This is a genomic window from Bradyrhizobium sp. P5_C11_2 (assembly GCF_054049755.1).
The window spans coordinates 1-4947 of sequence record NZ_JBFULT010000560.1 but is presented as its reverse complement, the minus strand read 5'-3'; the positions used below and the strand labels follow the sequence as shown (position 1 = coordinate 4947).

Here is a 4947-nt window from a genome sequence, read left to right as displayed (position 1 = left end):
GGCTGATCTTGGCACCAACCGGCAGGCGGCCGTCGAACGTCCGCACCGGGTGGCGGCGCTGCATCCACGGCCGATCAGCCGGGCGCGTATGCCCGACGGCGACGCAAAGCGGACAGCCTCGCACGGCGTTGCCAGCTTCTATTCGGATACGGAGACCGCGAGCGGCGAGCGGTTCGACAAGAACGAATTGACCGCGGCGCATCCGAGCCTGCCGTTCGGCACCAAGCTGCGCGTCACCGATGTCTCCTCCGGCCGCTTCGTCACGGTCAGGGTCAACGACCGAGGGCCTTTTGTTCGCGGGCGCGTTGTCGATATCTCTCCGTCCGCGGCCGAGGCGCTCGGCATGGTCGACAAGGGCGTCGCCAATGTCAGGCTCGACGTCGTGCGATAGAGCATGATCCGGAAAAGTGCGCAGCGGTTTTCCGAAAAGATCATGCTCAAACAATTAGGCCGCGATTCATCGCGCTCGAACGCCGCCGCTTAACCGGCTGTTAGCCGCTTCTCACGCACCATAGCTGCCCAAACAATCTGGGGCTTTTGGGGAGGCGGACGCTTGAACACGATCCAGTATCTCGAAGATCAGGCCGCGCGCGCCGAGCGGCTCGCCAAACGGATCACGGATACGCTTACGATCGAAAAGCTGCTGACCTTCGCGGGCGAGCGCCGCCGCGAGATCGAGATCATCGCCGGCAGGCGTCGGCACGCATAACTCCCGCAACCATGCGCCCGGCGCGTTCGCAACGGGCGCGTACCGGCGAGGATGATGCGGGATCAGGTATGGCTGTCGACGAAATCGCTGAGATAGTCGGGCAGTGTCACACCATCGATGTCGCAGCGCGCACGGATTTCGCCGGCGATCTCGGTCGAGATGTCCTTCATCCAATGTTCGAGCGTGTTGAACGAGATCACTTTGACGGGGTCATTGAAGCAGCCGGCGACGAGCTCGCCGATCGTGGCTTCGAGGTCGCTGCGCTCAACGTGGATTTCGGTTGCATGGTCGCGGCGATCGATCACCACGAAAATGGTTTGATCGGCGCCATAGGGCACGATTGGGGATGGTACGCCGGCTTCAAGCATCTTGAGGCACCACGCCTGACTATCGATCCCCGATAACGGGAAAAGCTGGCAGAAGGTTCCTACGGCTTCCGCATGCCTTCAGAGAAATTCGCGCAGCCGCGACAGCTCGATGACGTGCTCGGGCGACAGGATGTCCGTCACCAGCGGCGGCTGCGCCGCCGTGTGAATCTCATAGAGATGCCTGGTCGCCGCCGGCTTCGCCATGAAAGCCGAGATGCACTCGTCGAGCGTGCCTTCGCTCACCTGGTAGGGCTCCCGGTCCGGCCTTCGCTGGTTTGCAAGCGACGGCCATTTATGCAGCGCGGCGTGTGCGCCGAAGTCGACCTTGGAATCTGTAACTAACCCGTCCGCCATCGTCCCGCCTCACGCAAACAAGAACCCCGGCACGCGGACTTGCTTGCCGGGGATCAGACCTATCACTGCATCTCAATACCACAACCACATAACGCGATGACCGCGAAATAGTTCCCGGCCGATCCGTCGTTATCAGCTTGCGGCCGCAGCGATCCTGTGCCCCGGGCTGGTGTCACCGCTCTCATCGCCGCGCCTGACCTCCGGCGGAAGCCCGGCAAAGCGCCGCAACGCCTCCGCCATCCGGACTCGGCCGGATACGCCGGTGATCACCACGTCCACCATCGCAAAGGATGAATGGAAATGACCGCGCGCCTTGAGCTGCTCGACCGGGACGCCGGCGGCTGCCATCGCGTCGGCATAGGCGATGCCTTCATCGCGCAAGGGGTCAAACTCGCAGGTGACGACGAAAGCCGGCGGCAGGCCCGCGACCTTGCCGCGGAGCGGCGAGACGCGAGGATCGGTGCGGTCGGCCGGCGAGCAGTAGAGGTCCCAGAACCAGTACATCAGCGAGCGCGTCAGGAAATAGCCGGTCGCATTCTCGTTGTAGGACGGCCGGTCGAACGTGCAGTCGGTGACCGGGCAGACCAGCAGCTGGCCGGCGATCTCCGGCCCGCCGCGGTCGCGCGCCAGCTGGCAGGTGACGGCGGCGATGTTGCCGCCGGCGCTCCAGCCCGCGACCAGCACCGGGCCCGGCTTGCCGCCGAACTCGGCCGTGTGCTCCGCGATCCAGCGCGTCGCGGCATAGCCGTCCTCGGCCGCCGTTGGGAAGCGATGCTCCGGCGCATGGCGATAGCCGACGCTGACGAGGATCATATCGGTGCGCCGCGCCATGTCGCGGCAGAACGGATCGTCGGACTGCTCGTCGCCGAGCACCCAGCCGCCGCCGTGGAAATAGATCACGACCGGATGTGGCCCCGGCGTCGCAGGCTTGTAGACACGATAGGGAAGCGGGCCGTCGGTGCCCGGCAACGTGCCGTCGACGACATCGCCGATCGGTCGTCCCGCCGGACGTCCTTTGTTGAACTCGTTCACGAAGGCGCGCGCGCCTTGCGCGCCCATCGACTCGATCGGCGGCAGGTTCAGCGATGTGAGCAGGTTTAGCACCAGCCGCACGTCCGGCTGCAGGCGCACCACCTCGCCGTCATTGCATTGCGCGGCGCCGTTGGGGCCGGTGAGCCTGAAGCCGAGCATGCCGCGGTTCGTGACCTCGTCGCAGATGCTGCGATAGGGGCCGACGCCGCMGGTATAGGGCATCAGCGCGTGCACCTTGCCCGGCACGTTGGCGCCCGTGTACCAGGTGTTGGCGAGCCGGTGCAGCGTCAGCGTTGCGCAGTCGGCCATGTGCTTGCCCCAGCCGGCCTGCGCCGTCTCGGTGGCCTCGACCGTGGCGAAGCCGGCGTCACGCAGCGCGGCAAGCCGGTCAACGACCCAGTCGACATGCTGCTCGATCGACACCGCCATATTCGACAGCACCGACGGACTGCCGGGTCCCGTGATCATGAAGAAGTTCGGAAAGCCCGCGACGGTGAGCCCGAGATAGGTCTGCGGACCCTGCGCCCAGACGTCGGAGAGCGACTTGCCGCCGCGCCCCGTGATCGGATGCACGGCCCGGATCGCCCCGGTCATGGCGTCGAAGCCGGTCGCGAACACGATGACGTCGACCTCGAAGCTGCGCTTGCCGGTGGTGATGCCGCCTGCGGTGATCGCCGTGATCGGCTCCTGGCGCAGATTGACCAGTGTGACGTTCGGCCGGTTGTAGGTCGCGTAGTAATTGGTATCGAGACATGGGCGCTTTGCGCCGAACGGATGATCATGCGGCATCAGCGCCGCGGCGGTTTCGGGGTCCTTCACGATCGTCCCGATCTTCTCGCGAATGAGGTCGCAGATCAGCGCGTTGCCGTCGAAATCGACGCCCTGATCGGCCCACAACTGCGTCAGGATGTAGACGAGATCGCCTCTGCTCCACGCCTCCTCGAAGCGGGCGCGTCGTTCGGCATCGCTCAATTGCCAGCTTACGGCTGTCTGCTGCGGGTAGGGTACGCCGGTCATCGACTGGCGGGCCTGCTCGCGATAGGCCGCGCGGTCGCCCTGTAGAAGGCTCATGCGATCCGAGGGCGAGGGGCCGTTATGCGCCGGCAATGCGAAGTTCGGCGTGCGCTGGAACACGGTCAGCTGCGCGGCCTGTTCGGCGATCAGGGGGATCGACTGGATGCCCGAGGAGCCGGTGCCGATCACGGCGACGCGCTTGCCGGCGAGATTGACGCCATCATGTGGCCAGCGGCCGGTGAAATAGACCTCGCCTTTGAAATCCTTGACGCCGTCGATCTCCGGCGGCTTGGGCGCGGAGAGGCAGCCGGTCGCCATGATGTAGTGGCGGCAGGAAACCGGCGCGCCGTCATCGGTGGTGAGCTGCCAGCGCTCAGTCGCTTCGTCCCACCTGGCCCCCGTCACCTTGGTCGTGAAGCGGATGTCGCGCCTGAGGTCGTAGCGGTCGGCGACGAAGCCGAGATAGCGCAGGATCTCGGGCTGGGTCGCGTATTTTTCCGACCAGGTCCAGGCGGCCTCGAGTTCCGGATCGAAAGTGTAGCTGTAGTCGATGGTCTGGATGTCGCAGCGTGCGCCGGGATAGCGGTTCCAATACCAGGTGCCGCCGACATTGCCGGCCTCTTCGAGCGCGACCGCCGAGAAGCCGGCCTTGCGCAGGCGATGCAGAAGGTAGAGGCCGGCAAATCCGGCGCCGACAACGGCGACATCGACCTGCTGGGCTGTTCCACTCGCCGTCTTGGATTCACGTGCGGCGACCATTGCGTCAGGCATGGCATTCCTCCCGTGTATTTTGTTTTGCCGGCAGGCTAGCGCTGCAGGCTCGGCTTGTCATCAGAGCTAGTGCAATCTTCGGTAGTCGTTTGCGGCGTCATCGTGGCGGCGCGAACGTTGCTTCAATGCACGCATCGCGATGCACAATGGCCGTGATTACCCGGGCTAATCATGACCGATCCGTCTGTGTATGCTTGCGGTTACTAGCCACGCGTACCGCCCGGGCGTCATGAAAGAGTTGAGTGAGCGAACCAAAGCGAACATGGACGTCGTCCTGGAGCAGACATGCCGCCAGTTGCCGCATGGCGGCGATCACGACAGCCGCAGGTTCATCGCCCAACGCCTGATCGAGGCGGCGCAATCCGGCCATTCCACGCTCGGTGAACTCGGCATCATCGCGCGGCACGCGTTGGCGGAGCTCACCGGCAAGGGCGGTTAGGGCTGCCGTCGCAATCAGGTCGAGCTCCAGCCGCGGAATAGATGCGCTCCCTCGCCCAGCCCTCTTGTCCGCCGAAGCCCGCCTTCGGGCGAAGGCGGATGCGGGGTCGGGACGAGCTTCGCTCGCCCTGAGAGGGTTGGGGTGAGGGGCCTCTCTCCCCATGAGATCGTTGAGAGACCTGTACCCCCTCACCCGGATCGGAAGGGCGATCCGACCTCTCCCCGCAAGCGGGGAGAGGTAAGACTCGCGCAGCACTTGCC

6 protein-coding genes are annotated in these 4947 nt (G+C 65.1%); 3 read left to right on the top strand and 3 right to left on the bottom strand.

Translation table 11 applies throughout. From position 1 onward, the window contains the following. Positions 1-391: septal ring lytic transglycosylase RlpA family protein (locus ACXJL8_RS33985; RefSeq protein ID WP_456686366.1), on the top strand; the 391-nt coding region annotated here is incomplete at its 5' end. 162 nt (positions 392-553) lie between these two features. Beyond that, positions 554-709: a hypothetical protein gene (locus tag ACXJL8_RS33980; RefSeq protein ID WP_456619865.1), complete on the top strand. Its 156-nt coding sequence runs from the start codon at positions 554-556 to the stop codon at positions 707-709. Between the two features lie 62 nt (positions 710-771). Here the strand turns inward: ACXJL8_RS33980 and ACXJL8_RS33975 are convergent, their stop codons facing one another. From ACXJL8_RS33975 to ACXJL8_RS33965, 3 genes are all read right to left on the bottom strand, one after another. Continuing rightward, entirely contained in the window at positions 772-1077 is a 306-nt protein-coding gene (locus ACXJL8_RS33975) for a hypothetical protein (RefSeq protein ID WP_456619864.1), read from the bottom strand. A gap of 78 nt (positions 1078-1155) precedes the next feature. Next, entirely contained in the window at positions 1156-1431 is a 276-nt protein-coding gene (locus ACXJL8_RS33970) for a hypothetical protein (protein ID WP_456619863.1), read from the bottom strand. A gap of 132 nt (positions 1432-1563) precedes the next feature. Further along, positions 1564-4248: a flavin-containing monooxygenase gene (locus ACXJL8_RS33965; RefSeq protein WP_456686365.1), complete on the bottom strand. Its 2685-nt coding sequence runs from the start codon at positions 4246-4248 to the stop codon at positions 1564-1566. A 262-nt stretch (positions 4249-4510) separates the two neighbouring features. On the opposite strand from ACXJL8_RS33965, the gene ACXJL8_RS33960 reads away from it, so the two are divergent. Beyond that, positions 4511-4687 carry a hypothetical protein gene (locus ACXJL8_RS33960; protein WP_456619861.1) on the top strand — a complete coding sequence of 59 codons (177 nt, stop codon included), beginning with the start codon at positions 4511-4513 and terminating at the stop codon, positions 4685-4687. Positions 4688-4947 lie beyond the last annotated feature (260 nt).

Bases quoted from the DNA above. Each gene is read 5' to 3' on its own strand.
- ACXJL8_RS33975 (WP_456619864.1), bottom strand. From the start codon at position 1,077: ATGCTTGAAGCCGGCGTACCATCCCCAATCGTGCCCTATGGCGCCGAT.
- ACXJL8_RS33970 (WP_456619863.1), bottom strand. From the start codon at position 1,431: ATGGCGGACGGGTTAGTTACAGATTCCAAGGTCGACTTCGGCGCACAC.
- ACXJL8_RS33960 (WP_456619861.1), top strand. From the start codon at position 4,511: ATGGACGTCGTCCTGGAGCAGACATGCCGCCAGTTGCCGCATGGCGGC.